The organism is Roseomonas sp. E05, from assembly GCF_030063475.1.
Lineage (GTDB): Bacteria > Pseudomonadota > Alphaproteobacteria > Acetobacterales > Acetobacteraceae > Pseudoroseomonas.
On record NZ_JASIRT010000048.1, the window covers coordinates 1 to 26,348 of the forward strand.

The 26,348-nt window shown below is 71.1% G+C and carries 24 protein-coding genes, 2 tRNA genes and 1 pseudogene; 19 read left to right on the plus strand and 8 right to left on the minus strand.

Going from position 1 to position 26,348, the window contains the following annotated elements:
• A partial coding sequence (locus QMO56_RS25025; protein ID WP_283530119.1) for a TolC family protein occupies positions 1-416 on the minus strand: 416 nt, incomplete at its 3' end.
• Between the two features lie 151 nt (positions 417-567).
• A complete protein-coding gene (locus QMO56_RS25030; protein WP_283530121.1) occupies positions 568-1,227 on the minus strand; it encodes a protein-L-isoaspartate O-methyltransferase in 660 nt (219 codons plus the stop codon).
• Positions 1,228-1,359: 132 nt separating this feature from the next.
• On the opposite strand from QMO56_RS25030, the gene QMO56_RS25035 reads away from it, so the two are divergent.
• Both QMO56_RS25035 and QMO56_RS25040 read left to right on the plus strand, forming a co-directional pair.
• A tRNA-Cys gene (locus tag QMO56_RS25035) sits at positions 1,360-1,433 on the plus strand.
• 82 nt (positions 1,434-1,515) lie between these two features.
• Positions 1,516-1,591, plus strand: a tRNA-Asn gene (locus QMO56_RS25040).
• A 41-nt stretch (positions 1,592-1,632) separates the two neighbouring features.
• On the opposite strand, the gene QMO56_RS25045 is transcribed toward QMO56_RS25040, so the two are convergent.
• Complete coding sequence (locus tag QMO56_RS25045; protein WP_283530123.1) at positions 1,633-2,778, minus strand: alpha-D-ribose 1-methylphosphonate 5-triphosphate diphosphatase; 1,146 nt, start codon at positions 2,776-2,778, stop codon at positions 1,633-1,635.
• On the minus strand, positions 2,775-3,548 hold the full coding sequence (gene phnF / locus QMO56_RS25050; protein ID WP_283530125.1) for a phosphonate metabolism transcriptional regulator PhnF: 774 nt from the start codon (positions 3,546-3,548) through the stop codon (positions 2,775-2,777). Before phnF ends, QMO56_RS25045 begins: the two co-directional genes overlap by 4 nt.
• Before the next feature lie 105 nt (positions 3,549-3,653).
• On the opposite strand from phnF, the gene phnG reads away from it, so the two are divergent.
• The 9 genes from phnG (at position 3,654) to QMO56_RS25095 (ending at position 10,818) form a co-directional block, all read left to right on the plus strand.
• On the plus strand, positions 3,654-4,109 hold the full coding sequence (gene phnG, locus QMO56_RS25055; protein WP_283530127.1) for a phosphonate C-P lyase system protein PhnG: 456 nt from the start codon (positions 3,654-3,656) through the stop codon (positions 4,107-4,109).
• Positions 4,106-4,675 carry a phosphonate C-P lyase system protein PhnH gene (phnH, locus tag QMO56_RS25060; protein WP_283530129.1) on the plus strand — a complete coding sequence of 190 codons (570 nt, stop codon included), beginning with the start codon at positions 4,106-4,108 and terminating at the stop codon, positions 4,673-4,675. The genes phnG and phnH overlap by 4 nt, the downstream gene beginning before the upstream one ends.
• A gap of 4 nt (positions 4,676-4,679) precedes the next feature.
• Positions 4,680-5,765, plus strand: coding sequence for a carbon-phosphorus lyase complex subunit PhnI (locus QMO56_RS25065; protein ID WP_283530131.1), 1,086 nt, complete (start codon positions 4,680-4,682; stop codon positions 5,763-5,765).
• Entirely contained in the window at positions 5,762-6,616 is an 855-nt protein-coding gene (locus tag QMO56_RS25070; protein ID WP_283530133.1) for an alpha-D-ribose 1-methylphosphonate 5-phosphate C-P-lyase PhnJ, read from the plus strand. The genes QMO56_RS25065 and QMO56_RS25070 overlap by 4 nt, the downstream gene beginning before the upstream one ends.
• Positions 6,613-7,386 carry a phosphonate C-P lyase system protein PhnK gene (gene phnK, locus QMO56_RS25075; protein ID WP_283530135.1) on the plus strand — a complete coding sequence of 258 codons (774 nt, stop codon included), beginning with the start codon at positions 6,613-6,615 and terminating at the stop codon, positions 7,384-7,386. Before QMO56_RS25070 ends, phnK begins: the two co-directional genes overlap by 4 nt.
• Positions 7,383-8,081, plus strand: coding sequence for a phosphonate C-P lyase system protein PhnL (phnL, locus tag QMO56_RS25080; protein WP_283530137.1), 699 nt, complete (start codon positions 7,383-7,385; stop codon positions 8,079-8,081). Before phnK ends, phnL begins: the two co-directional genes overlap by 4 nt.
• Positions 8,078-9,217, plus strand: a complete 1,140-nt coding sequence (locus tag QMO56_RS25085; protein WP_283530139.1) for an alpha-D-ribose 1-methylphosphonate 5-triphosphate diphosphatase — start codon at positions 8,078-8,080, stop codon at positions 9,215-9,217. The genes phnL and QMO56_RS25085 overlap by 4 nt, the downstream gene beginning before the upstream one ends.
• Positions 9,214-9,891, plus strand: a complete 678-nt coding sequence (locus QMO56_RS25090) for a DUF1045 domain-containing protein (RefSeq protein WP_283530141.1) — start codon at positions 9,214-9,216, stop codon at positions 9,889-9,891. The genes QMO56_RS25085 and QMO56_RS25090 overlap by 4 nt, the downstream gene beginning before the upstream one ends.
• A 213-nt stretch (positions 9,892-10,104) precedes the next feature.
• Positions 10,105-10,818, plus strand: coding sequence for a calcium-binding protein (locus QMO56_RS25095; RefSeq protein ID WP_283530143.1), 714 nt, complete (start codon positions 10,105-10,107; stop codon positions 10,816-10,818).
• A gap of 21 nt (positions 10,819-10,839) precedes the next feature.
• On the opposite strand, the gene phnN is transcribed toward QMO56_RS25095, so the two are convergent.
• Positions 10,840-11,397 (minus strand): phosphonate metabolism protein/1,5-bisphosphokinase (PRPP-forming) PhnN, encoded by a 558-nt coding sequence (phnN, locus tag QMO56_RS25100; protein ID WP_283530144.1) that lies wholly within the window; start codon positions 11,395-11,397, stop codon positions 10,840-10,842.
• 84 nt (positions 11,398-11,481) lie between these two features.
• On the opposite strand from phnN, the gene QMO56_RS25105 reads away from it, so the two are divergent.
• Complete coding sequence (locus QMO56_RS25105; RefSeq protein ID WP_283530145.1) at positions 11,482-13,266, plus strand: gamma-glutamyltransferase family protein; 1,785 nt, start codon at positions 11,482-11,484, stop codon at positions 13,264-13,266.
• Between the two features lie 45 nt (positions 13,267-13,311).
• On the opposite strand, the gene QMO56_RS25110 is transcribed toward QMO56_RS25105, so the two are convergent.
• A complete protein-coding gene (locus tag QMO56_RS25110) occupies positions 13,312-14,388 on the minus strand; it encodes an AI-2E family transporter (RefSeq protein WP_283530146.1) in 1,077 nt (358 codons plus the stop codon).
• Between the two features lie 143 nt (positions 14,389-14,531).
• On the opposite strand from QMO56_RS25110, the gene otnI reads away from it, so the two are divergent.
• From otnI to QMO56_RS25125, 3 genes are all read left to right on the plus strand, one after another.
• Positions 14,532-15,314 (plus strand): 2-oxo-tetronate isomerase, encoded by a 783-nt coding sequence (otnI, locus tag QMO56_RS25115; RefSeq protein WP_283530147.1) that lies wholly within the window; start codon positions 14,532-14,534, stop codon positions 15,312-15,314.
• Positions 15,315-15,332: 18 nt separating this feature from the next.
• The gene (locus QMO56_RS25120; RefSeq protein ID WP_349362384.1) at positions 15,333-16,217 is read left to right on the plus strand and encodes a 2-hydroxy-3-oxopropionate reductase; all 885 of its coding nucleotides are present in this window, start codon (positions 15,333-15,335) and stop codon (positions 16,215-16,217) included.
• A gap of 190 nt (positions 16,218-16,407) precedes the next feature.
• Complete coding sequence (locus tag QMO56_RS25125; protein ID WP_283530149.1) at positions 16,408-17,286, plus strand: helix-turn-helix domain-containing protein; 879 nt, start codon at positions 16,408-16,410, stop codon at positions 17,284-17,286.
• A 3-nt stretch (positions 17,287-17,289) separates the two neighbouring features.
• Here the strand turns inward: QMO56_RS25125 and QMO56_RS25130 are convergent, their stop codons facing one another.
• Complete coding sequence (locus QMO56_RS25130) at positions 17,290-19,941, minus strand: GNAT family N-acetyltransferase (RefSeq protein WP_283530150.1); 2,652 nt, start codon at positions 19,939-19,941, stop codon at positions 17,290-17,292.
• A 327-nt stretch (positions 19,942-20,268) separates the two neighbouring features.
• Here QMO56_RS25130 and tkt point away from each other — a divergent pair, with 327 nt between their 5' ends.
• From tkt to QMO56_RS25150, 4 genes are all read left to right on the plus strand, one after another.
• The gene (gene tkt, locus QMO56_RS25135) at positions 20,269-22,215 is read left to right on the plus strand and encodes a transketolase (RefSeq protein WP_283530159.1); all 1,947 of its coding nucleotides are present in this window, start codon (positions 20,269-20,271) and stop codon (positions 22,213-22,215) included.
• Between the two features lie 42 nt (positions 22,216-22,257).
• A complete protein-coding gene (gene gap, locus QMO56_RS25140; protein ID WP_283530152.1) occupies positions 22,258-23,298 on the plus strand; it encodes a type I glyceraldehyde-3-phosphate dehydrogenase in 1,041 nt (346 codons plus the stop codon).
• A 16-nt stretch (positions 23,299-23,314) separates the two neighbouring features.
• The gene (locus QMO56_RS25145) at positions 23,315-24,511 is read left to right on the plus strand and encodes a phosphoglycerate kinase (RefSeq protein ID WP_283530155.1); all 1,197 of its coding nucleotides are present in this window, start codon (positions 23,315-23,317) and stop codon (positions 24,509-24,511) included.
• A 167-nt stretch (positions 24,512-24,678) separates the two neighbouring features.
• Positions 24,679-26,112 (plus strand): NAD-dependent succinate-semialdehyde dehydrogenase, encoded by a 1,434-nt coding sequence (locus QMO56_RS25150; RefSeq protein WP_283530157.1) that lies wholly within the window; start codon positions 24,679-24,681, stop codon positions 26,110-26,112.
• Between the two features lie 129 nt (positions 26,113-26,241).
• Here the strand turns inward: QMO56_RS25150 and QMO56_RS25155 are convergent.
• A pseudogene (locus QMO56_RS25155) lies at positions 26,242-26,348 on the minus strand (IS5/IS1182 family transposase); the annotation flags it as partial.

Genomic DNA, 26,348 nt, shown 5'->3' on the forward strand with positions numbered 1-26,348 from the left:
ACCGCCACATAGGCCGCCACCACGTCCGACAGCACCTGCTGCTCGGTCGCCAGCACCCGCGCCCGCTGCGCCAGGACCTGGTTCTCCGCCCGCCGCGTCGAGGCCACCGTCCGCCCGCCGTTGTACAGCGGCTGCGTCACCGTCGCGCTCAGGCTCAGCGTCTGCCGGTCCACCTCCCCGTGCGTCGGGCCAAACGCCGTCACCGAGCGCGCCTGCCCGTCAATGTAGCCCCCCGCCCCCGACAGCACCACGCTCGGCCGCCACCCCGCCAAGGCCTGCGGCACGTTCTCGTCCACCACACGCAGCTGCGCCCGCGCCGTCTGCAGCGTCGGGTTGTTCGCATAGGCCTGCGACAGCGCCTCCTGCAGCGTCTGACCCCGCGCCTCACCCACCACAAACACAGGCGCCAGCAGCAACGCCGTTCCCAACACAACTCGCAGCCTCGCGGTGATCTGGGGCACGGAACGTCTCCTCGGATGGAATCCGGGCCTCACCCGGGGCGGCCGGAGAGTAGCGAAGCCTGGCCTGGACGGCCAGCGCGGTTCCTCCGGCCGTGTCAGGACATTCTCAGAAGGTGAAGCCGGGCTCGGGCGTGAAGTCGGGCAGGGAAGCCGTCAGGCAGTCGAAGGCCGGGGTAACGCTGAACACGCCGCCCAGGCGGCGGCCGACCGCGATCGTGCCGACCTGCCCGGGAGGGCGGCGCACGGTGGCCAGGCGCCCGCCCTCCGCGAGCTGCTCCACCAGCCCCGGCGGAACCTCCTGCACCTGGCCCTGGATGACGATGACATCATAGGGCGCGCCCGCGGCATGGCCGGCGGTGAGCTGGCCCTCGACGAGCTGCACGCTGCCGGGCGTCAGGGACAGCTCGCCCAGCACCTCGCGCGCCACGGCGGCGAGGGTCGCGTCGCTCTCCAGCGCGGTGACCCGGCCACCCATGCGGGCCAGCACGGCGGCGCCATAGCCCGTGCCGGCGCCGACCAGCAGGACGGACTCGCCGGAGCGGAGTTCGGCGACCTGCATCAGCCGGGCCAGGTTCATCGGCTGCATCAGCACGCGGCCATTGCCGAGCGGCACGTCCTCATCCGCATGCGCGCGGGCCTGCATGTCCGCCGGCACGAAGCGGTGCCGCGGCAGGTCCAGCATGGCGGAAATGATGCGCGGATCGGTTACCCTGTTGGGGCGAATCTGCCCGTCCACCATCCACTTGCGCGCACCCGCGAAATCCATCGCCTGCCGTCCTCAAATGCCAGGCAGGGACCGCTTCCCCCGCCCTGCCCGGCCTTATAGGCGCGGGATTGGAGGTGGCCAAGCGCAAGGCACCCTTGACCGGAAGCCTCCGGCACCCGATACAGCGCGCACGGCCCGATGGCAGAGTGGTGATGCAGCGGACTGCAAATCCGCGTACGTCGGTTCAATTCCGGCTCGGGCCTCCAGACTACCGCGCGATAGCGGAACGATTTCAAACGGCTCTTGCAGCCGGAAGATCTCCCCGCTATAGCGCCCGCCACACGCTGATCCCCGATAGCTCAGCTGGTAGAGCACGCGACTGTTAATCGCTAGGTCGTTGGTTCGAGTCCAACTCGGGGAGCCAATCACGGAAAGGGGCGCCGGAAACGGCGCCCCTTTCTGCGTTCAGGCGGCCAGGCGCGCAGCCCCTTCCGCCGAGATCCAGGCGAGGCGGCCGGCGCAGAAGCTCGCCACCGGCGCATGCCGGGCCGGCTCCACCAGCACCACGTCGCCGCGCAGGCCGGGCCGCAAGGCGCCGCGGTCCGTCAGGCCGGTAGCCAGGGCCGGGTTGGCGCTCACCAGCGCCCAGGCGGCCGGCAGGTCCAGCACGCCGCGTTCGGCCAGCACGAAAGGCGCCTCCAGCAGGGCTGGCCAGACATAGTCGGAGGCCAGCACCGTGACGACGCCGCGCTCCGCCAGGGGCGCGGCGCTGGCCCAGCCGAGATGGCTGCCGCCCCGCACCACGTTCGGCGCGCCCATCACAACCGCCTCCCCCGCCGCGCGCGCCGCCAGGGCGACCTCCTCGGCCATGGGGAACTCGCAGATCGCGGCCCCGAGCGCGCGGAAGGCCCCACGCTCGCCCACACTGGCTTCGTCATGGCTGGCCATCGGCAGGCCGGCGGCCCGGGCGGCGGCGGCAAGCCGCTCCCGGCCCGCCGGCACCCCGTCGCGGCGGCTCGCCACCGCCTCCGCCAGTGTCCGGAAGGCGGCCGTGCCCATCCCTGCGCGCTCGGCGTATTTCGAGGCGGCGGAGTCGGAGCCGAGCTTCCGCAGGATGCCGGGCGTGTGGTCGTTGAAGGCAACCAGATGCACCCGGCCGGCGGCGATGTCGGCCAGGGCCTCGCCGAGCGCGCCAAGATTGTCGGCCTCGAAGCGCAGATGCACGCGCAGGTCGGCCGCGAGATGCGGCCGCGCCGCGTCCAGCGCCGTCAGCAGCCCGCGCCAGGCCTCGATGGAACGCAGCCCGGGCTCCCAGGAGAGCGTCACCCCCAGGAAGGCCGTGGTGATGCCGGCGGCGAGCATCTGCGCCTCGGAATCGCGCAGGGCGAGCGCGGCCGGCATGCCGATGCCGGGGCGCGGCTGGAACTGCCGCTCATGCGCGTCGCCATGGATGTCCACGATGCCCGGCAGCACCAGCAGCCCCTCCGCATCGAAGCGGCGCGCGCCCGGCGCGGCTTCCGCCGCCACCCTGGCGCCGGAGAGATGCAGGTCGCCGGACTGCAGCGCCGCATCGCGCAGCACCCTGCCCCCGGTGATGGTCCAGTCCGTCATGCCTCGGCTCCACCGCCTTCGACGATGATCTGCACGCGCCCGGCGGCGTAGCGCGACAGGGTGTAGTCGATCGGCTGGCCGTCGGGATCGACGCTCAGCGCCTCGGCCAGCATGACGGGGCGTGCGCGCGCCTGGCGCAGCAGCGTCGCCTCCTCGGCGGTCGGCAGGCGGGCGGTCAGGCGGGTCCAGGCGCGGCGGTAGTCGGCAAGGCCGCTCAGCGCCAGGGCGCGGGTGATCGAGCCATGCCCCTCCAGCGCCGCGCCGAGCTGCGCGAAGCGCGGCAGCACGAAGTGGTGCAGGCCGAGCACCACCGGGCGCCCATCCGCCAGGCCCAGCCGCTCCACGGCCAGCACTGCCTGACCCGCCGGCAGCCGCAGCGCCTCCGCCACCGCCGCGCTGGCGGGGACTTCGGCGAGGCGCAGGATGCGCCCTTCCGGCTCCCGGTTCTGCGCCCGGATCACCTCGGAAAAGCGGGTGCGCGGCCCGAGCGGATAGTCCACCACATCCTCCGCGACGAAGGAGCCGCGGCCCTGCTCGATGCGCAGCAGCCCGCGCGCGGCCAGCGAGTCCAGCGCGCGCCGGACGGTGTGGCGGTTGACGCCATGGCGCGCGGCCAGGGCGGCCTCGGTCGGCAGGCGGCTGCCCGGGGCAAGCGTTCCTTCGGCGATGCCGTGTTCCAGCTCCAGGGCAATCTGCCGCCAGAGGGAGACGCCCTCCCCACGGGCCAGGGTGATGTCGGTCTGTGTGGCAGGGTCGGCGGGCAGCGTCATGGAAACTTCAAGTCCAACTTGGATCGGGCGTGGCAATTTCGCGTTGACGCTACCTGGGCGGATATCTAGTTGTCTAGACGTCTCCACCTGATCTGAAGGGCTCCCGTGTCCAATCCTGCCGCCCCTTCCGAAGAGCGCCGCCGCTGGATGGCGGTCCTGGCCCGCGCCGGCGGTGAGGCGATCCGCGCCCATCTCGCCGATACCGCTCCCCTGCCGCCCCATAGCCGCCTGCGCGGCCCGGAAACCGGGCTGGTGATGCTGCGCGGCCGCGCCGGCGGCGACGGTGCGGCGTTCAACCTCTCCGAGATGACGGTGACGCGCTGCTCCGTCAGCCTGCCCTGCGGCACGGTCGGCCATGCCTATGTCGCCGGGCGCGACCGGGAGCAGGCCGAGCTGGCCGCCCTGCTGGACGCCGCCCTGCAGGACCCGGCGCGTCGCCCTGCCCTCCTGGAGGCGGTGATCGCCCCGCTCGCCGCCGTCCAGGCCGCGGCGGACGAGGCCGAGGCGCGCAAGGCCGCCGCCACCCGCGTGCAGTTCTTCACCATGGCGACCATGCGATGATGCGCCCCGGCTTCTCCGACCCCGTCCTCGACGCGCAGTCCTGCTTCCGCGCCGTGCTGGAGGCGATGAGCCGCCCCGGCCGCGTGCAGCGGCTCGCCCCCGTGCTGCAGCCGCCGGCCCCGCTCGGCCCAGCCACCGCCGCCGTGCTGCTGACCCTGGTGGATGCCGAGACGCCGCTCTGGCTCGATGCCGGCGCCGAGGCGGAGGAGTGGGTCCGCTTCCATTGCGGCTGCCCGATCGCCGCCACGCCCGCCGAGGCCGCCTTCGTGCTGGCCACCGGCACCCCGCCGGACCTCGCCGCCCTGCCCCAGGGCGCGGAGGAGGAGCCGGAGGCCGGTGCCACGCTGATCTGGCAGGTGGCGGCGCTGGAAGCGGGCGAAGGCTGGCGGCTCAGCGGCCCCGGCATCGAGCGCGAGCACCGGCTGCGGGTCGGCGGTGCGCCGGAGGGCTTCCGCGCCGCCTGGGCTGCCCAGCGCGGGCTCTATCCGCGCGGCGTGGATGTCATCCTCTGCGCTGGCGAGACCATCGCCGCCCTGCCGCGCACCACCCGCATCGAGGAGGGCTGAACCCATGGCCTATGTCGCCGTCAAAGGGGGCGAGCAGGCGATCGGCAATGCCCATGCCTGGCTCGCCGAGACCCGGCGTGGCGCCGCGGCGCTGCCGGAGCTGGAGGTCGCGCAGATCGAGCAGCAGCTCGGCCTGGCGGTGGACCGCGTGATGGCCGAGGGCGCCTGCCACGACCGCGGCCTCGCCGCCCTGGCGATCAAGCAGGCGCAGGGCGACCTGATCGAGGCCGCCTTCCTGCTGCGCGCCTACCGCACCACCCTGCCCCGCTTCGGCCACGCCGCGCCGCTGGACACCGGCGCGATGCGCCTGCGCCGCCGCGTCTCGGCCACCTACAAGGACCTGCCCGGCGGCCAGGTGCTCGGCCCGACCTACGACTACACGCACCGCCTGCTGGACTTCGCCCTGGCGGCGGAGGGCAGCGCGCCGGAAGCGGCGCCCCAGGCGGCAGAAGGCCTTGCCGAGGCGCCGCGCGTCACCGAGCTGCTGGCCCGCGAGGGGCTGATGCGGCGCGAGCGCGCCAGCGAGGAGGAGCCCGCCGACCTGACCCGCCAGCCGCTCACCTTCCCGGCCAGCCGTCCTGCCCGGCTGCAGAACCTGGCGCGTGGCGACGAGGGCTTCCTGCTCGGCCTCGGCTACTCGACGCAGCGTGGTTACGGCAACAATCATCCCTTCGTCGGCGAGATCCGGCAGGGGCGCGCCACCGTCCGCTTCACTCCGCCCGAGCTTGGCTTCGAGGTCGAGATCGGCGAGGTCGAGGTGACCGAGTGCCAGATGGTCAACCAGTTCCATGGCTCGAAGGCTGAGCCGCCGCAATTCACGCGCGGCTACGGGCTGGTGCTGGGGCGCGGCGAGCGCAAGGCCATGGCCATGGCGCTGGTGGACCGCGCCCTGATGGCCGGCGAGTTGGGCGAGGAGCGCACCGCCCCGGCGCAGGACGAGGAGTTCGTCCTGATGCATTCCGACAATGTCGAGGCGACCGGCTTCGTCGAGCACCTGAAGCTGCCGCACTACGTGGATTTCCAGAGCGAGCTGGAAGTGGTGCGCCGGATGCGCGCCACCGCCGCCGCGCCGAAGGAGGTGGCGGAATGAGCCACGACCCCGCCTACAACTTCGCCTACCTGGACGAGAACACGAAGCGGATGATCCGCCGCGCGCTGCTGAAGGCGGTGGCCCTTCCCGGCCACCAGGTGCCCTTCGGCGCGCGTGAGATGCCCCTGCCCTATGGCTGGGGCACCGGCGGCATCCAGGTGACGGCCTCCGTGCTCGGCCCGCGCGACGTGCTGAAGGTGATCGACCAGGGCGCGGACGACACCACCAACGCGGTCTCCATCCGCCGCTTCTTCAACCGCGTCGCCGGCGTTGAGACCACGACCCACACCGGTGAGGCGACCGTCATCCAGACCCGCCACCGCATTCCCGAGCAGAGGCTGACCGAGGCGCAGATCCTCGTCTATCAGGTGCCGATGCCGGAGCCGCTGTTCCGCCTGGAGCCGCGCCTGGCCGAGACCAAGCGGATGCACGCCCTCGCGGACTACGGGCTGATGCATGTGAAGCTCTACGAGGACATCGCCCGGCACGGCCATATCAGCACGGCCTACAGCTATCCGGTGATGGTCAGCGAGCGCTACCTGATGTCGCCTTCGCCCATCCCGGCCTTCGACAATCCGAAGATGCACCGGATGCCGGCGCTCCAGCTCTTCGGCGCCGGGCGCGAGAAGCGCATCTATGCCGTGCCGCCCTATACCGAGGTGCGCAGCCTCGACTTCGAGGACCATCCCTTCCGCCCGCACCGCGCCGACGCGGCCTGCGCCCTCTGCGGCTCCCGCAGTTCCTATCTCGACGAGGTGGTGACCGACGACCGCGGCGGCCGGATGTTCGTCTGCTCGGACACCGACTATTGCGAGACGCGGCAGGCCAGCCGGCAGGAGGACGCGGCATGAGCGCGCCGATCCTCGAAGCCTCGGGCCTGCGGCTCTCCTTCGGCGCCGTGCCGGCGCTGGCCGATGTGGCCCTCGATATCCATCCCGGCGAGGTGGTGGCCATCGTCGGCGAGTCCGGTTCGGGCAAGTCCACCCTGCTGCGCGTGCTCTCCGGCCAGATGCGGCCCGAGGCGGGCGAGGTGCTCTACCGCGCGCCGGATGGCAACGAGCACTCCGTGCACACCATGGGCGAGGCCGCGCTGCGCCGGGTGATGCGCACCGACTGGGGCTTCGTGCACCAGAACGCGCGTGACGGGCTGCGGATGGGCGTCTCGGCCGGCGGCAATGTCGGCGAGCGGCTGATGGCGGTGGGCGCGCGGCACTACGGCGCGATCCGCGAGGAGGCGCTCGCCTGGCTGCAGCGCGTGGAGATCGACGCCGATCGGATCGACCACCTGCCCCGCACCTTCTCGGGCGGCATGCAGCAGCGGTTGCAGATCGCCCGCACGCTGGTGACGCGGCCGCGCCTGGTCTTCATGGACGAGCCGACCGGCGGGCTCGACGTCTCCGTGCAGGCGCGGCTGCTGGACCTGATCCGCACGCTGGTGGCGGATCTCGGCATCGCCGTGCTGCTGGTGACGCACGACATCGCCGCGGCGCGGCTGCTGGCGCACCGCATCCTGGTGATGCGGCGGGGAGAGGTGGTGGAACACGGACTGACCGACCGGGTGCTGGACGATCCGCAGCATCCCTACACGCAGCTGCTCGTCGCCTCGGTGCTGGCGGCATGAGCGCGGCACTCTGGACCGAGGGGCTCGGCAAGAGCTTCCGGCTGCACCTGCAGGGCGGCGTGCGCATCCCGGTGCTGGCCGACGTGGATCTGGCCGTCGCGCCGGGGGAATGCGTCGTGCTCTCCGGCCCCTCGGGCGCCGGCAAGTCCACCCTGATGCGCTGTCTCTACGGCAATTACGGCGCCGAGGCCGGCCGCATCTGGCTGCGCCACGAGGACGCACCGGTGGAGCTGACCACCGCCGATGCCCGCGCCATGCGCGCCATCCGCCAGCGCAGCCTGGGCTATGTCTCGCAGTTCCTGCGGGTGATCCCGCGCGTGCCGGCGCTCGACGTGGTGGCCGAGCCGCTGGTGGCGCAGGGCATGGCGCCCGAGGCGGCGCGGGAGCGCGCCCGCGCGCTGCTGCTGCGGCTGAACCTTCCGGAACGGCTGCACGGCCTGCCGCCCGCCACCTTCTCCGGCGGCGAGCAGCAGCGCGTGAACCTGGCCCGCGGCTTCGCGCCCGGCTACCCTGTCCTCCTGCTCGACGAACCGACCGCCAGCCTCGATGCCGCCAACCGCGAGGTGGTGATCGCGTTGATCAGCGAGGCCAAGCAGGCCGGTGCCGCCCTGGTCGGCATCTTCCACGACCTCGACGTGCGCGACCGCGTCGCCGACCGCCTTTTCGAAGTCCTGCCGATCCGGGATGCCGCATGACCCCCGAGACCATCCTCACCAACGCCCTGCTGGTCCTGCCGGACCGCGTCCAGCCCGGCACGCTGGTGCTGCGCGAGGGCCGCATCGCCGAGGTGCAGCCCGGCCGCAGCCAGCTCGCCAGCGCGCTCGACCTGGAGGGCGACCACCTCATCCCCGGCGTGGTGGACGTCCATACCGACAACCTGGAGCGGCAGGTGCAGCCGCGCAGCCTGGCGCGCTGGCCCTCCCGCTCGGCCTTCCTCTCGCATGACGCGCAGACGGCGGCGGCGGGCGTCACCACGGTGCTCGACGCGCTCTGCCTCGGCGATCTCGGCTTCGACGCCGAACGCACCGAGACCTTCCTCAACGGGGTGAAGGATCTCGACGCGCTGGCGCCCACCGGTCTGCTGAAGAGCGAGCACTTCCTGCACCTGCGCTGCGAGCTGCCGGCCGCCGACCTGCTGCCGCTGCTGGAGACCGTGGCGGACCACCCGGCCGTTCGGCTGGTCAGCCTGATGGACCACACCCCCGGTGTCGGCCAGTACGTGGACATCGACCGTTACCGGCAGATGCGCCAGCGCGGCGGCAAGTCGGTGGAGGAGGTGGAGCGCCGCATCCGCGAGCTGGTCGAGCAGCGCGCGCGCCTGCGCGACCCGCAGCGCCGCGCCCTGCTCGACCGCCTCGCCCATCGCGACATGCCGCTGGCCAGCCATGACGACTGGAATGCGGCCGAGATCGAGGAGAATGCCGCCGACGGCATCCTGATCTCGGAATTCCCGGTCTCGCGCATGGCGGCCGAGGCGGCGCACCGGCATGGCATGAAGATCATCGCCGGGGCGCCGAACATCGTGCGCGGCGGCAGCCATTCGGGCAATGTCGCGGCAGCCGACCTGCTGCGCAGCGGGCTGGTGGACGTCTTCGCCAGCGACTATGTGCCGCCGGCCATGATCGAGGCCGCCTGGCGCGCTGTCTCCGAAACCGGCATCAGCCTGCCCGCTGCGGTGGCGACCATCACCGACGCGCCGGCGCGGATGCTCCGCATGGCCGATCGCGGCCGCATCGAGGCCGGGCTGCGGGCCGACCTGGTGCGCATCCGCCCGCTCGGCGAGATGCCGGTGATCCGCGCGGTCTGGCGCGGCGGGGAGCGGGTGGCATGAGCATGCGCCTCGCCCTCTACTGGGCGCCGGAGCTTTCCGATCCGCTCCATGCCGCGGCCTCCGCCTGGCTGGGCCGTGATGCCGAGACGGGCGCCCCGCTGCCGCAGCCAGAGCTGCCCGGTCTCGATCTGCCCGCCCTCACGGCCGATGCGCGGCGCTACGGCTTCCATGCCACGCTCAAGCCACCCTTCCATCTCGCCACCACCTATGCGGCGGCGCGGGCGGCGGCGGTGGAACTGGCGGCGGCAACCCGGCCCTTTGCCCTGCCGCCGCTCCGCGTCGCCGACCTCGACGGCTTCCTGGCGCTGCGCGAGAGTGAGCCCTGCCCTGAGCTGCACATCTTCGCCGATGCCTGCGTGCGTGCGCTCGACGCCCATCGCGCGCCGCCCACCGAGGCCGAGATCGCCCGCCGCCGGCCGGAGCGGCTGAGCGCACGGCAGCGCGACTACCTGGAGGCCTGGGGCTATCCGCACGTCTTCGAGGAGTGGCGCTTCCATCTGACGCTCTCCTGCCGTCTCGCCACCGAGCAGATGGCGCTGGTGCGGCCGGCGGCGGAGGCGGCAGTGGCGGAGGCTGCGTGGCGGCCGCGCTTGGTGCGGCAACTCTGCCTCTTCACGCAGGTGGAGCCGGGCGCATCTTTCCTGGTCGCGGAGCGCCTGCCCCTTCTGGGCTGAGCCCTCGGGCCGTGGCGGGCCGCAATCAGGCGCAGCCCGCCATATGTGCCAAAGCGCAAATTTTGCGATTATTCTGTTTTTAAAGTCAAACTTCACGATTCCACGGGAATTTTACCGGCTTCCTGGCAAAGATCGCCAATCAGCAAAGGAAAACCGCAGAAGCTTTAGCTAGCCTGTTGGAAGATCTTATCTTCAGTGTGAAAGAATTTCCCGATGGCGACCATTTACGGCACCCCCGCGCGTGACATTCTTTTTCTCAGCATGCACGTCGAGGGCGATGTCATCTATGGGGACGGCTTCCCGGATGATGTCACGCCGCCCGGCAACAACTTCATCTTCGCCGGCCAGGGCAGCGATACTGTCTTTGCCGGCTATGGCGCCGATGTCGTCTTCGGCGGTGCGGGTGACGATACCATCTTTGGCTATGGCGCGGCCGGTGTAAGCCCCGGGCAGGCTGACGCGCTTGCCGCGGCCGACGGGGCCGACATCCTCGTGGGCGGCATCGGCAACGACATCATCCTGGCGGGGGGCGGGGCCGACAGGCTCTTCGGTGGCGAGAACAACGACATTCTGATCGGCGGGAGCGGCGAGGATATCCTGCTCGGCGGCATCGGCGACGACATCCTGCACAGCGGCCGCGGCGCGGACATCATGCAGGGCGGCGCCGGAGCCGACACCTTCGTCTACGCCTATGGCGTCTTCTCCGAGGATGGCGGTGACGCGAATGGCGGACGGGACGTCATCCTCGACTTCACCCCGGGCGCCGACCACATCGATCTCACCGGCTATGCCGTGGCGCCGGGCGCGCTCTCCGTGAGCACTGTCGAGGGCGGCCTGCTGCTGAGCTTCAACGCGGTCTACGAGCAGGGCGAGATCGAGCTCGTCGGCGTGCAGCAGCTCCAGGACGGCGACGTCATCTTCGCCTGAGCGCCCGCGCGGCGCTGGCCGTCACCCGGCCAGCGCGCGCAGCGTGCCGAGCAGCCGGGCCACGCCTTCCTCCGGCGTGGCGTCGTTCATGACCTCACGCATCTCCAGCCCCGCCGGTAGCACGGCCTCCCGCTGCAGGCGGCGGGCGATCTCCTCGGGCGTCTCGCGCCCGCGCCCGGCGATCCGCGCCGCCAGCAGTGCCGGAGGCGCGGTCACCAGCAGCACGCAGAGGCGGTAGGCCGCCGGCACGCTGGCCAGCACGGCGCGCGACAGATTGGCCACCACGATGCGCCCCTCCGCCAGCTCCGCCTCCACGCTGCGCGGAATGCCGTAGTGCAGGCCATGCGCCTGCCAGTGCAGCGCGAAGGCGCCGGCCTCCCGTGCCTGGGCGAAGGCCTCTTCGGAGAGCGGGAGATGCGCCTCCGCGCCGGCGTGGCTGTGCGTCTCCGCGGGGCGGGTGATGGCGCGGCGCGCGAAGACGAAGCGGGGGTCCTCCGCCAGGGCCATCCGGGCGGCGCCGAGCAGCGTATCCTTCCCCGCGCCCGAGGGCCCCACAACCGCCACCAGCCTGCCTGCCATCGCCCGCCGCTCCCCGCCCGTTGACCGCAGGGTTTTCGGCGCGCAGAGACGAGGGAGCAAGCAGCCCCAGCCCGGAGCCATGAAATGTTCACCACCCGCCCGGAGATCGCCGCCACCTTCGGCGCCGTCGGCAGCACGCACTGGATCGCCAGCCAGGTCGCCATGGCGGTGCTGGAGCGCGGCGGCAACGCCTTCGACGCCGCCGCGGCCGCCGGCTTCACCCTCCAGGTGGCCGAGCCGCACCTGAACGGCCCCTTGGGCGACTGCCCGATCATCATCCACGACGCCAAGGCCGGCGTGCAGAAGGTGATCTGCGGCCAGGGTCCTGCACCCGCCGGCCTGACGGTGGCGAAGGTGAAGGGCGAGCTGGGGCTGGAGCTGATCCCCGGCACCGGCCTGCTGCCGGCCATGGTGCCCGGCGCCTTCGACGCCTGGGCCACCATGTTGCGCGACTGGGGCACCTGGAAGCTCGCCGAGGTGCTGGAATTCGCCATCGGCTATGCCGAGCGCGGCATCCACTACGTGCCGCGCATCGCCGCCACGGTGGAGACGGTGCGGCCGCTCTTCGAGCAGGCCTGGCCGACCTCGGCGGCGCTGTGGCTGCGCGACGGCGGGCCGCGCGCCGGCAAGCTCTGGGCCAACCCGGCGCTGGCCGCCACCTATGCGCGCGTGGTGAAGGAGGCCGAGGCCGCCGGCGGTGACCGCGTGGCGCAGATCGATGCCGCCCGCCGCGCCTGGTACGAAGGCTTCGTCGCCGAGGCGATCGACCGCTTCTGCCGCACGACCGAGGTGCTGGACGCCTCCGGCCGCGTGCATGGCGGCGTGCTGACCGGCGAGGACATGGCAAAGTGGCGCGCCCCCGTCGAATCGCCGCTGGCCTACGAGTACCGCGGCACCACCGTGCTGAAGTGCGGCGCCTGGAGCCAGGGCCCGGCCATGTTGCAGACCCTGGCCATCCTGCAGGGCTTCGACCTCGCGGCGATGGACCCGCTCGGTGCCGATTTCGTGCATCACGTGGTCGAGGCGATGAAGCTCGGTTTCGCCGACCGCGAGGCCTATTACGGCGACCCCGGCTTCATGGACGTGCCGATGGAGACGCTGCTCTCCGAGGCCTACAACGCCGAGCGCCGCAAGCTGCTGGGGAGCGATGCCTCGCTGGAGTTGCGCCCCGGCGCCATCCCCGGCCACCGCGCCTGGGTGGACCACGCGGCGGCCGGGCGCGCGCAGCAGCTTTCCGAGGTGGCCGGCGTCGGCGAGCCGACCGTCTCGCGGCTCGGCGTCTCGGGGGCCGACACCTGCCACGTGGACGTCATCGACCGCTGGGGCAACATGGTCTCGGCCACGCCCTCGGGCGGCTGGCTGCAGTCCTCGCCCGCGATCCCCGAGCTGGGCTTCTGCCTGGGCACGCGCGGGCAGATGTTCTGGCTGGACGAGACGCTGCCGAATGGGCTGAAGCCCGGCAAGCGGCCGCGCACGACGCTCTCGCCGGGCATGGCGCTGCGCGACGGCAGGCCCTGGATGGCCTTCGGAACGCCGGGCGGCGAGCAGCAGGACCAGTGGCAGCCGATCATGCTGCTGCGCATGCTGAACCACGGGATGAACATCCAGCAGGCGATTGACGCGCCCTCCTTCCACACCGAACACTGGCCCTCCAGCTTCTGGCCGCGGGTGGCTCGCCCGGGCAAGGTGGTGCTGGAAGGCCGCTATCGCCCGGCGGTGCTGGAGGAGCTGAAGGCCCGCGGCCACAGGGCCGAGCTGGGCGGCGAGTGGTCCGAGGGCCGGCTCTCCGGGGTGCGGCAGGAGCCGGACGGGCAGATCTTCACCGGCGCCAACCCGCGCGGCATGCAGGGCTACGCGGTCGGCCGCTGAGGCGCCCCAGGAAAGATCGGGTGGGGGAAGATCGGGCGGGCGCCGCTACCGCAGGGTCTGCGGCTCCTCCTCCGCCCAGTCGCGCAGCAATGTGAAGCCCACGGCCAGCAAGACCGGCCCCAGGAACAGGCCGAGGAAGCCGAAGGCCAGCACGCCCCCCAGCGCGCCCAGGATGGTCAGCAGCAGCGGCAGGTCGGCGCCGCGGCTGATCAGCCAGGGACGGATGAAATTGTCCACGCTGCTGATGCCGAAGGCACCATAGAGCAGCAGGAAGATGCCCCAGCCGGTGGAGCCCTGGCTCAGCAGCCAGAGCCCCGCCGGCAGCCAGACCAGCGGCGCACCGATCGGCAGGATCGAGATCACGCCCGCCACGACGCCGAGCAGCACCGGCTGCGGCACGCCGGAGATCCAGAGTCCGAGCCCGGTCAGCACGCCCTGGGCAACGGCGGTGCCGAGCAGGCCATAGACCACGCCGATCGTCACGTTCGCGGTGAGCTGCACGAGGCGGCGCGCCTGTGGGCCGGCCATGCGGCCGGCGATCGCCTCAAGCCCGGCCGCCATCCGAGGACCGTCGCGGTAGAAGAAGAAGGAGAGCAGGATGGCCAGCACCAGCTCGGCGATGCCGGAGAGCACCGCCAGCAGGATGCTGAGCGCCTGCTGCGCGATCACCCCCGCATAGGGTTGCAGCAGGTTCGTCACCGGGCTGAAGTCGAGTTGCAGGGAGAGCCAGCGCTCGTAGAGGAAGTTGCCGATCCAGGGGATGCGCGCCAGCTTGTCGCCGAGGCCCGGCAGACCGCCGGCGATCAGCCCCTCCACGCTGTTGCGCAGCCCCTGCACGTCCTCTGCCCGGATCGGCGCGGCGAGCAGCAGCGGCAGGCCGACCAGCACCATCTCCAGCGTCACCATTGCCAGCGCCGCGAGGGTCGGCGAGAGACCCAGCCGGTCCCGCAGCGTGCGGAAGGCGGGCCAGGTGCAGAAGGCCAGGATGGCCGCCCAGAGCAGCGCCGAGAGGAAGGGCCGCAGCACCAGCAGGCAGCCCAGCAACAAAGCCGCCAGGGCCGCGAGGCCGAGGAGCCGCGCCGGCCGCAATGCGCGGTCCGGCGGCGAGGAGGGGGGACTCATGCGCCGAATGTGCCCGAGCGGCGCGGCTTCCGCCAGCGGGCGGGCCCGCACCCTTGTCTGACAAGCTCTTGCGCTTCCGTGGCATCGCTCTAGCGTGCCGGGGAAGAGGGCGAGCGCATCGCCCGGGTAGAGGAATCGCCGATATGCCACGCTTTGCCGCCAACCTCTCCATGATGTTCCAGGAGATGCCGTTCCTCGAGCGCTTCGCGGCCGCGCGCGCCGCCGGCTTCGAGGCGGTCGAGTTCCTGTTCCCCTACGAGCATCCGGCGGCGGAGATCGCGAAGCGGCTGGCCGACAGCGGGCTGCAGCAGGTGCTGTTCAACGCGCCGCCCGGCGACTGGGCCAAGGGCGAGCGCGGCACCGCATGCCTGCCCGGCCGCCAGGCGGAGTTCCGCGAGGGGGTGAAGAAGGCGCTGGAATACGCCGCCGCCCTCTCCTGCCCCCGCCTGCACCTGATGGCCGGCCTGGCGCCGCAGGGCGTACCGCACGATACGCTGACCGCCATCTACGCCGTCAACCTCGCCTGGGCGGCGGAGGAATGCGCCAAGGCGGGCGTGAAGCCGGTGATCGAACCGATCAACCAGCGCGACATCCCTGGCCTGTTCCTGCGCAGCATGGACCAGGGCGCCGCCATCATCGAGGCGATCGGCCCCGAGAAGCTTGGCCTGCAGTTCGATCTCTACCATTGCCAGGTGACGGAGGGCGACATCGTGAAGCGGGTGGAGAAGCACCTGCCGCTCATCGCGCACATGCAGGTGGCCGACGTGCCCGGCCGCAACGAGCCCGGCACCGGCGAGGTGAACTGGCCCTATGTCTTCGAGCGCATCGACGCGCTGGGCTATCGCGGCTGGATCGGCTGCGAGTACCGCCCGCGGGGCGAGACCGTCGCGGGCCTGTTCTGGTTCGCGCCCTACAAGGCCGGCTGACGAAAGGAAGGAAACGTCATCATGAAGATCGGGTTCATCGGCCTCGGCATCATGGGCCGCCCCATGGCGCTGCACCTGAAGGAGGCCGGGCACGAACTCTTCGTGCCCGAGCGCGCCAGCCTGACGGAGGAGATCCGGGCCGCCGCGACGGTGCTGCCGAACCCTTCCGCGGTGGCCGGCGCGGCGGAGGTCATCATCCTGATGGTGCCCGACACGCCTGACGTGGAGGCCGTGCTGTTCGGCGCCAAGGGGGTGGCGGAAGGACTGCAGCCGGGCAAGCTGGTGATCGACATGAGCTCGATCAGCCCGACCGCGACGCGGGACTTTGCGCGGCGCATCAACGAACGCGGCTGCGATTACCTGGATGCGCCCGTCTCGGGCGGCGAGGTCGGCGCCAGGCAGGCGACGCTGACCATCATGGTCGGCGGCCCGCAGGCGGCCTTCGACCGCGCGCTGCCGCTGTTCGAGCGCATGGGCAAGAACATCACGTTGGTCGGCGAATCGAACGGCGCCGGACAGACCTGCAAGGTTGCGAATCAGATCGTCGTGGCGCTGACCATCGAGGCGGTCGGCGAGGCGCTGGTCTTCGCAAGCAAGGCGGGCGCCGACCCGGCCAAGGTGCGGCAGGCGCTGATGGGCGGGCTCGCCACCTCCCGCATCCTGGAGCTGCATGGCGAGCGGATGATCAAGCGGACCTTCGATCCAGGCTTCCGCATCGTGCTGCACCAGAAGGACCTGAACCTGGCGCTGCAGTCCGCGAAGGAGCTGGGGGTTGCGCTGCCCAATACCGCTTCGGCGCAGCAGCTCTTCTCAGCCTGCGTGGCGGCAGGAGGCGGAGGACTCGACCATTCCGCCATGGTCCAGGCGCTGGAGACGCTCGCCTCTCATAAAGTTGGTGTGTGATGATAAGAAATTAACCCCTGGGTTGTACAATCACGGCATCCACTGGAAAGTGTGCAGTGGGCAGGGCGCATCAGGATTGATTAGCGATTGCCATTCGATGTCTCTGCCCGCATTTTCTGGCTGAAATCCGCCGGGTGAGATTCATTCTCTCCCAAAACTGTTTTCATGGTTGATATCGACAAGAGGGGTCATGCGTTTCGCCGATATCGGCCAGCAACTGCGGGCCTACCGTCTCGAATCCGGGTTACGCGCCGAAGAGATCGCGGCGCGTCTCGGCGTCTCTCGCGCTGCCCTCTACCGTTACGAAAAGGGCGAGGTCATCAAGCTGGACACGATCCGGCGGCTGGCCGAACTGCTCAAGATCTCGCCCCTCTCCCTGCTCGGAATCGGGGTGGAATACTTCTCCCGCCCCATTGCCTTCCAGGAGCGCCTGCGGCAGGTCGAGGAGCAATCTGACCAGATCCTTCAGGTCGGTGATCCCTACTGCTACCAGACCGCGACCGAGGCCTTCGACGGCGCCCTGGCGGAAGCCTGGGCCGAGGCAGCCGATGCCGCGGAGGAGCGCGTCGCCGCCCGCGCCGTGGCGGACCAGGCGCTCGGCCTGCTGGCAGCCCGCAAGAAGCTGCACCAGTCGCGCCGCACCAACATCATCGCCATGCTCTCCGAGGCGGCGCTCCGGCGCTTCCTCAGCGAAGGAGTGGCCGGCGGAACGGCGCTGTCGGAGCGTACCCGCACGCGTTGCCGGCTGGCCGCCCGCACCGAGGCGGAAAGCATCGCCAACCTGATGGAAAGCGTTCCCATCGGGCTGCAGCTCGGGCTGCTGGCCTCGGAGCCGGCCGGAAACTTCATGGTGCTGCGCGGACGGGAGCGGGCGCATGTCTGCACCAGCCCCTTCCCCGCCGACATGACGGCCAGCGCGGCCGCCATCGGTGTCGGTACCATCACCGGCGCCGACGAGGCTGTGATGGTGCACCAGCGGGTCGCCGAGGCGGCCTGGCGCAGCGCCCTGAAAGGCCCCGCCGCCGCCGCCCGCGTGCGGGACCTGATCCGCGAGGTGGGCCCGCGCTGAGCCTTACAGCTCCAGCCGGGCCTCCAGCACTTCCTCATCCTCGGCCGAGCGCTTCAGCGCGAAGCCGAGGGCGCGGACGAAGCCGATCATCGGCATGTTGTCCGCCAGGACCTGACCGACCACCGTCTCCACCCCCTGCTCGCGGCCCCATTCGAAGAGCCGCTCCATCAGGTGGCGGCCGAGTCCCTGCCCCTTCCATCCCGGCAGGGTGACCACGGCGAACTCCCCCTCATTGCTGCCGGGCTGGCGGATCAACCGCGCGACGCCGACGGTGCGGTGACTGCCATCCGGCCGGGTTTCCACCGCGATGAAGGCCATCTCGCGGTCGTAGTCGATCTGGGTCATGCGGGCGATCTGGGCCGGCGGAAGCTCCTTCAGCTGGCTGAAGAAGCGCCACCGCACATCTTCCGGCGTCAGGTGCCGGAAGGCCTCCGCATGGGCCGCGGCATCCTCCGGACGAATCGGGCGAACCAGCAGCCTGCGGCCGTCCGGCAGCGTCCAGGGCCGCGCCAGCTCGGCCGGATAGGGCGGCACGGCGAGCTGCGCGATGACGCCGGGCGGGCGCAGGCGGCATGAGGCATCCAGGGCCAGGATCCCGCTTCCATCCGCCAGCAGCGGGTTGATGATGAGATCCTCGATCTCCGGGAAGTCCACCGCGATCTGTGAGAGCCGCACCGCCGCGTCGGCCAGCAGGTTGATGTCCACCGGCGCCTGATCGCGGAAACCTTCCAGCAGCCGCACGCTGCGGGTGCGGCGGATCAGCGCCAGCGCCAGGGTGCGGTTCAGCGGCGGCAGGTCGAAGGCGACGTCCGGCTCGAAATCCGAGGTGGTCCCGCCACGGCCATAGCTGATCCAGGGGCCGAACATCGGGTCGTCGCCCAGGCGGAAGCGCAGCTCGTGGCCGCGCTGCTGGCCACTCCCGCCGGCCTGCCGCTGCACCAGGAAGCCGTCGATACGGGCCTCCGGCCGGGCGGCACGCACCCGCGCCAGCATCGCGGCGGCGGCGGCGCGCAGGCTCGTCACATCCTTGAGGCCGAGCGCCACCCCGCCGACCTCCGTCTTCCGTGGCAGGTCCGGGCTCAGGATTTTCAGCACCACGGGAAAGCCGAGGCGCATGGCGGCGGCCACCGCTCCCTCCACGTTCGGCACCGCCTGGCCGGCGACCACCGGTTGCCCATAGGCCTGCAGGATCTGCAGCGCCTCCGCCTCCGTGAAGCTCAGGCGAGCTTCGGCCCGCAGGGCGTCGATCAACCGGCGCACGCTGTCCCGGTCCGGCGTCAGCTCCAGCGCATCGCGAGCCGGCAGTTCCGCCGCGGCGGCGCGGTTGCGACGGTCCATGGCGAGGTGCAGGGCGCCGCGCACCGCCGCCTCCGGCGTGGGAAAGACGGCGATGCCGCCCTCGGCCAGCCGCCGCCGTGCCGGCCCAGCGCTGGCCTGCCCGAGCCAGCCCACCAGAACCGGCGCGCCCCGCGTCGCCTTGGCCGCGGCGGCCAGGGCGCTGGCGGCCACCTCGCCATCCAGCCCGGGAACCGGCGCATGGACCGCCACCACCGAGTCGACCTCCGGCAGGCCGGCCAGCATGCTGGCCACCTCGGCCAGCCGGTGGCTCTGGTCCGGCGGCAGCGCCAGGGGATTGAACCCGCCACCTTGCGGCAGGGCAAAGGCCATGGCCTCGCGGGCCGCCTCGCTCAGCGTGGCCAGCCGCGCGCCGCCCTGCAGCACCGCATCCGCCGCCAGTTGCGCCGGCCCCTGCCCGTTGGCGACGATGGCGACCCGGTCGCCCGCCAGGGCATCCCTCCCGCTGCGGCTGGCCGGCCGCAGGCGCGCCAGGGTCTCGGCGGCCGAGAGCAGGTCCTCCAGCCCGGCGACGCGCAGCACGCCGGCGCGGCGCAGCGCCGCCTCCATCACGGCATCGGCGATGCCGGTGGCGTCGGCCTGTCGGCCGCCCGGGCGGATCGCCACCACCGGGCGGGTGCGGGCGGTGGCGCGCGCGGCGGAGATGAAGAGCCGTCGGTTCTTGATGCGCCGCAGGTCGAGCAGCACCGCGCCCGCCTCGGGCTGGCGGGCCAGCCAGTCGAGCGAGAGGGCGAAGCCCAGGCCCAGATTGGTGCCGATGCCGATGATGTGGCTGAAGCCCAGATCCTCGCCCGCCGCCCAGTCGATGATGGAGCGCGCCATGGAGGGCGACTGGGTGAGCAGCGCCAGCCGGCCCGGCTTGGGCGCCATGTGGGAGAGGCTGGCATTCAACCCGATGGCAGGCAGGCAGAGGCCGAAGCTGTGCGCGCCCAGCGCCCGCACCCCTGTCCGCTCCGAGAGCGCCGCCAATTCCGGCGCGGCGACCGGCACCACCGCGGCGAAGCAGCCGCGCGCCGCCAACGCCGCCATCGCGGCCGGCTGGGCCTCCGGGCCGATGCAGAGCACGGCGAGATCCGGCGCCTCGGGCAGGCTCGGGATGTCGGGGGAGGCGGCCAGCCCCTCGGCCGGCATGCCGACGACATGCAGGTTTCCCTTGAAGCCGCCGCCGGCGAGGTTGCCCGCCAGCAGCGCGGCTTCCGCAAGCGCCGGGTCCGCGATCAGAACCACCGAGCGGGGTCGGAACAGGGCCGTCTGGTGAAAGCCCTTCGTGGGCCGGGGCAAGGCAAAGGGAAGCTTCATGGTCGATCCGTCGCCTGGCGTTCGGTCCGATGCAGCATAGCACGCTTCGGTCCCTGGCATCGCCGCCGCGGCCGCCCTCGCGGCGGCAAGGCTGGAAACTGCGGCACGAGCGGAGTAAGGGCAGCCGCAGCGCGGCGGGAGGATGGCTTTAGGCGGTGTGAAGCCCCTGTGGGTTGCCGCCCCGTAATCCCGCCTTTATAGCCCGTGTCATCGCCAGAGAGGTTGCCAGTCTTGGCCAGCGTCGCTCCCCTCCCCGATATCGCTCAGAACCCCGCTCTGTCGGCGCAGGCGAAGATCCTTTCCCTGCCGCTGACCGAGCTCCGGCGCATGGCCGACGCCATCCGGGCGTTGGCCATGGATGCGGTCGAACAGGCCAAGTCCGGCCATCCCGGCATGCCGATGGGCATGGCCGATGCCGCGACGGTGCTGTTCAGCAAGTTCCTGAAATACGACGCTGCCGACCCGCGCTGGCCGGACCGGGACCGCTTCGTGCTCTCGGCCGGGCACGGCTCGATGCTGCTCTACGCCTGGCTGCATCTCTCCGGCCATGCCGGGATGGGCATCGAGGACCTGAAGAAGTTCCGCCAGCTTCATTCCGTCGCCGCCGGCCATCCGGAATTCGGCGAGCATCCGGCGATCGAGACCACCACCGGCCCGCTTGGCCAGGGCTTTGCCAGCGCGGTCGGCATGGCGATGGCCGAGCGCATCCTGGCGGCGCGCTTCGGCAAGAGCCTGGTGGACCACCGCACCTGGGTGATCGCCGGTGACGGCTGCCTGATGGAGGGCATCAGCCACGAGGCGGCCTCCATCGCCGGCCACTTCCAGCTCAACAAGCTGACGGTGCTGTGGGACGACAACGGCATCTGCATCGATGGTGATGTCGGCCAGACCTGCTCGGATGACGTGCTGAAGCGCTTCCAGTCCTATGGCTGGGCGGTGAAGCGCGTGGACGGGCATGACCCGGTGGCGGTGGAGAAGGCGCTGGAAGCCGCCACCCGCAGCCGCAAGCCAACGCTGATCGCCTGCCGCACCATCATCGGCTTCGCCGCGCCGACCAAGGCCGGCACCGCCAGCACCCATGGCAGCCCGCTGGGCGGCAGCGAGGTCGCGGCGGCCAAGGAGGCGCTCGGCTGGACCAGCGGCCCCTTCGAGATCCCCGAGGACATCAAGGCCAACTGGGAGACCGCCGGCCGCCGCTGCGCCGGTACCCGCCGCTCCTGGCTGAAGCGGCTGGCCAACCACCCGCAGAAGGCGGATTTCGAGCGCGCCATCGCCGGGCGCCTGCCGGAGGGCTGGCACGAGGCCAGCGCCGCGCTGCGCGCCAAGCTGGCGGAGGAGAAGCCGAAAATCGCCACCCGCGTCGCCAGCCAGCGCGCGCTGGAGGTCCTGGTGCCGGCGATTCCCGAGCTGATCGGCGGTTCGGCCGACCTGACCGGCTCCAACAACACCAACGTGAAGGGCTTCGGCCCGATCACGCCGGCCAATTTCGGCGGTCGCTACATCCACTGGGGCATCCGCGAGCACGGCATGGCCGCCGCGATGAACGGCATGGCGCTGCATGGCGGCATCATCCCCTATGGCGGCACCTTCCTGGTCTTCGCCGACTACATGCGGCCCTCGATCCGCCTCGCCGCGCTGATGCGCCAGCGGGTGATCCACGTCCACACGCATGACAGCATCGGCCTGGGCGAGGACGGCCCGACCCACCAGCCGGTGGAGACGCTCGCCAGCCTGCGGGCCATCCCGAACCTCTACGTCTTCCGCCCGGCGGATGCGATGGAGACCGCCGAGTGCTGGGAGCTGGCGGTGCAGCGCGCCGACGGTCCTTCGGTGCTCGCGCTCTCCCGCCAGGGCCTGCCGGCGCTGCGCCAGGAGGCCGGCGAGAACCGCTCGGCCCGCGGCGGCTATGTGCTGGCCGAGGCCTCCGGCCCCCGCCGCGCCACGCTGATCGCCACCGGCTCGGAGGTGCAGATCGCCATGGCCGCGCGCGCCACGCTGGAAGCGGAAGGCATCCCCACCGCGGTGGTCTCCCTGCCCTGCTGGGAGCTGTTCGCGCTGCAGGATGAGAGCTACCGTGAGGCGGTGCTGGGCGATGCCCCGCGCGTCGGCATCGAGGCGGCGCTCGGCTTCGGCTGGGAGCGCTGGCTTGGCCGTGATGCAACCTTCATCGGCATGACGGGCTTTGGCGCCTCGGCGCCCGCAGAGGATCTCTATCGCCACTTCGGCATCACGGCCGAGGCGGTGGTCGCCGCCGTCCGCCGCAAGGTCGCCTGAACCAGTTCGCACAACCATCAGGAACGAAAAGGGAAAGACACCATGGCTGTTAAGGTCGCCATCAACGGTTTCGGGCGGATCGGGCGCCTGGTGTTGCGCGCCGCCATCGAGAGCGGCCGTGACGATGTCGAGTTCGTCGGGATCAACGACCTCGGCTCGGTCGAGGCCAATGCCCACATGTTCCGGTATGACAGCGTGCATGGCCGCTTCCCCGGCGAGGTGCGCGTCGAGGGCGACACGCTGCACATCACCGCCAACGGCCGCCAGTACGCGCCGATCAAGGTGAGCGCGGAGCGTGACCCGACCAAGCTGCAGTGGCAGGGCGTCGATGTCGCGGCCGAGTGCACGGGCATCTTCACCAAGAGCGGCGACGCCGCGAAGATCCTGCAGTCCGGCGCGCGCAAGGTGCTGGTCTCCGCCCCCGTCACCTGGGGCGAGGAGCTGGCCGACGAGAGCGCGCAGGCCACCATCGTCTATGGCGTGAACCACAAGGTCCTGAAGCCCGAGCACAAGATCGTCTCGAACGCCTCCTGCACCACCAACTGCCTGGCGCCGATCGCCAAGGTGCTGCACGAGAAGTTCGGCATCGAGCGCGGCTACATGGTGACGATCCACGCCTATACGGGCGACCAGCGCACGGTGGACACGCTGCACAAGGACCTGCACCGCGCCCGCGCCGCGGCGGTCTCGGCCATCCCGACCTCGACGGGTGCGGCCAAGGCCGTGGGCCTGGTGCTGCCGGAGCTGAAGGGCAAGCTGGACGGCACCGCCATCCGCATCCCGACGCCGAACGTCTCGCTCGTCAGCCTCGACTTCGTGCCGAAGAAGACCGGCCTGACCAAGGACGAGATCAACGCGGCGATGAAGGCGGCCTCGGAGGGCGAGCTGAAGGGCATCCTCGGCTACAACACCGCGCCGCTGGTCAGCATCGACTTCAACCATGACCCGCACTCCTCCACCTTCGACGCGACGCAGACGCAGGTCGTCGATGGCGGGCTGGTGCGCGTGATGTCCTGGTACGACAACGAGTGGGGCTTCTCCAACCGGATGTCGGACACCGCCGCGCTGCTCGGCAGCCTGTAAGCGAAGGGCGCAGCAGATGCCCCGCTTCCGGACGCTCGATCAGCTCGAACCCGCCGGCAAGCGGGTTCTGCTGCGCGCCGATCTCAACGTTCCCGTGCGCGACGGTCAGATCACCGACCGCACGCGTATCGAGCGCCTGATCCCCACCATCCGCGAGCTGGCCGACAAGGGCGCGCGCGTCATCGTCTGCAGCCACTTCGAGCGCCCGAAGGGCAAGCGGGTGCCGGAGATGTCGCTGAAGCCGATCGCCGCCGCGCTCGGTATGGCGCTCGGCAAGCCCGTCGCCTTCGCCGATGACTGCATCGGCCCCGAGGCCGAGGCCGCCGTCGCCGCGCTCGGGGATGGCGAGGTGCTGGTGCTGGAGAACACCCGCTTCCACGCCGGCGAGGAGAAGAACGACCCGGCGATGGCCGAGGCGCTGGCGAAGCTCGCCGACGTCTTCGTCAACGACGCCTTCTCCGCCGCGCACCGCGCCCATGCCAGCACCGAGGGCGTGGCGCACAGGCTTCCCGCCTATGCCGGACGCCTGATGCAGCAGGAGCTGGAGGCGCTGGACGCCGCGCTCGGCAACCCGTCCCGCCCGGTGGTCGCCATCGTCGGCGGCGCCAAGGTCTCCACCAAGCTCGACCTGCTCGGCAACCTGTCGAGGAAGGTGGACGTGCTGGTGATCGGCGGCGCCATGGCCAACACCTTCCTCGCCGCGCAGGGCAAGCCGATGGGCAGGTCGCTGCAGGAGGCGGAGATGCACGACACGGCGCTGCGCATCCTCGACGAGGCCCGTGCCGCCGGCTGCGAGGTGGTGCTGCCCGAGGACCTCGTGGTGGCCGAGGCCTTCGCCGCCAACGCGTCCAGCCGCACCGTCTCGGTGGACAACGTGCCGCCGGACATGATGGCGCTCGATGTCGGGCCGAAGACGGTCGCCGCGGTCGAGAGCCGCCTGAAGCGTGCCTCCACCCTGGTGTGGAACGGCCCCTTCGGCGCCTTCGAGATCCCGCCCTTCGACACCGCCACGGTGCAGGTGGCGCAGATGGCGGCCGGGCTGACCACCTCCGCCGGCCTCAAGACCATCGGCGGCGGCGGCGACACGGTCTCGGCGCTGCGCCATGCCGGGGTGGCGGACCGCATGACCTATGTCTCCTCCGCCGGCGGCGCCTTCCTGGAATGGCTGGAAGGCAAGACGCTGCCCGGCGTCGCGGTGCTCGAAGCCGCCTGACGCGCTTCCCTCACCCCCGGCTTGGCGACAGGCCGGGGGTTTCTCTTTCCCGCGCGCCGCCATGTCCTGCGCGCATGATAGTCCGAAAACATGGCCGGCCGGGGGTGGCGTGGCGGTGCCGATGGCGCCACATTCCGCCGGACCCTGACGCATGAGGAGACGTTGCGATGTACAATGACGTCCTGCTCCACATTGATGGCCAGTGGCGGCCCGCGACCGGCGGCCGCACCATCCCTGTCCTGAACCCGGCGACCGAAGAGCAGATCGGCACCGTGCCGCACGCCTCCGAGGCCGATCTCGACGAGGCGCTGGAGGCCGCGAAGCGCGGCTTCGCCACCTGGAAGAAGGTCTCGGCCTTCGAGCGCTCCAAGCTGATGCGCAAGGCCGCCGACCTGCTGCGCAGCCGCGCCGACTCCATCGCCCGCATGATGACGCTGGAGCAGGGCAAGCCCCTGCCCGAGGCGAAGATGGAGGTGATGGCGGGCGCCGACGTCATCGACTGGTTCGCCGAGGAAGCCCGCCGGGCCTATGGCCGCGTGATCCCGGCGCGCGCCGAGGGCGTCTACCAGCTCGTCATCAAGGAGCCGGTCGGGCCGGTGGCGGCCTTCACGCCCTGGAACTTCCCGATCAACCAGGTGGTGCGCAAGCTCTCCGCGGCGCTCGCCACCGGCTGCTCGATCATCGTCAAGGCGCCGGAGGAGACGCCGGCCTCCCCGGCCGAGCTGATCCGCTGCTTCCTCGATGCGGGCCTGCCGAAGGGCGTGGTCGGCCTCGTCTATGGCGTGCCGGCGGAGATCTCCTCCTATCTGATCCCGCATCCGATCATCCAGAAGGTGACCTTCACCGGCTCCACCCCGGTCGGCAAGCACCTCGCCGCCATGGCCGGGCAGCACATGAAGCGCGCGACCATGGAGCTGGGCGGCCATGCTCCGGCCATCGTGTTCGACGATGCGGATGTGGACCTCGCCAGCAAGACGCTCGCCGGCAGCAAGTTCCGCAATGCCGGCCAGGTCTGCGTCTCGCCGACGCGCTTCCTGGTGCAGGAGAAGGTGTTCGACCAGTTCGTCGACAAGTTCGTCGCCTATGCCAAGTCCCTCAAGGTCGGCAACGGCCTGGAGGAAGGCGTGCAGATGGGGCCGCTGGCCAATGACCGCCGCATCCCCGCCATGGAGGCGCTGGTCGCCGACGCCCGCCAGAAGGGCGCCGAGGTGCGCACCGGCGGCAACCGCATCGGCAACAAGGGCTATTTCTACGAGCCGACGGTCATCACCGGCCTGACGCGCGAGATGCGCGCCATGAACGAGGAGCCCTTCGGCCCGATGGCGCTGGTAGTGCCATTCAAGGAGTTCGACGAGGTGGTCGAGGAGGCGAACCGCCTGCCCTACGGCCTCGCCGCCTATGCCTTCACGAAGTCCGCCAAGACGGCGAATGCCATCGCCAGCCAGGTGGAGAGCGGCATGATGACCATCAACCACCTGGGCCTGGCCCTGCCGGAAGTGCCCTTCGGCGGCATCAAGGACAGCGGCTACGGCTCCGAGGGCGGCTCCGAGGCGATCGAGGCCTATCTGATCACCAAGTTCGTCTCGCAGGCCGGCCTGTAAGGCCGGATTCCCGCTAGAGCATTTCCGTTCGCCCTGGCTCATGGAAAACGCTCTAGCCGTTTGTTTTGACGAGCATCTTCACCCGTTCCGATGAGACCGTCGGAACGGGATCTGCTCTAACAGCGCCTTTCAAAACCGCTCCTGAAGCGCGTTGAGGCAGATGAGGGAGCAGGCGAGGGCGGTGAGGGCATGGTGGATGTCGAGCCTGCGTTCGTAGCGGATGGCCAGGCGGCGGA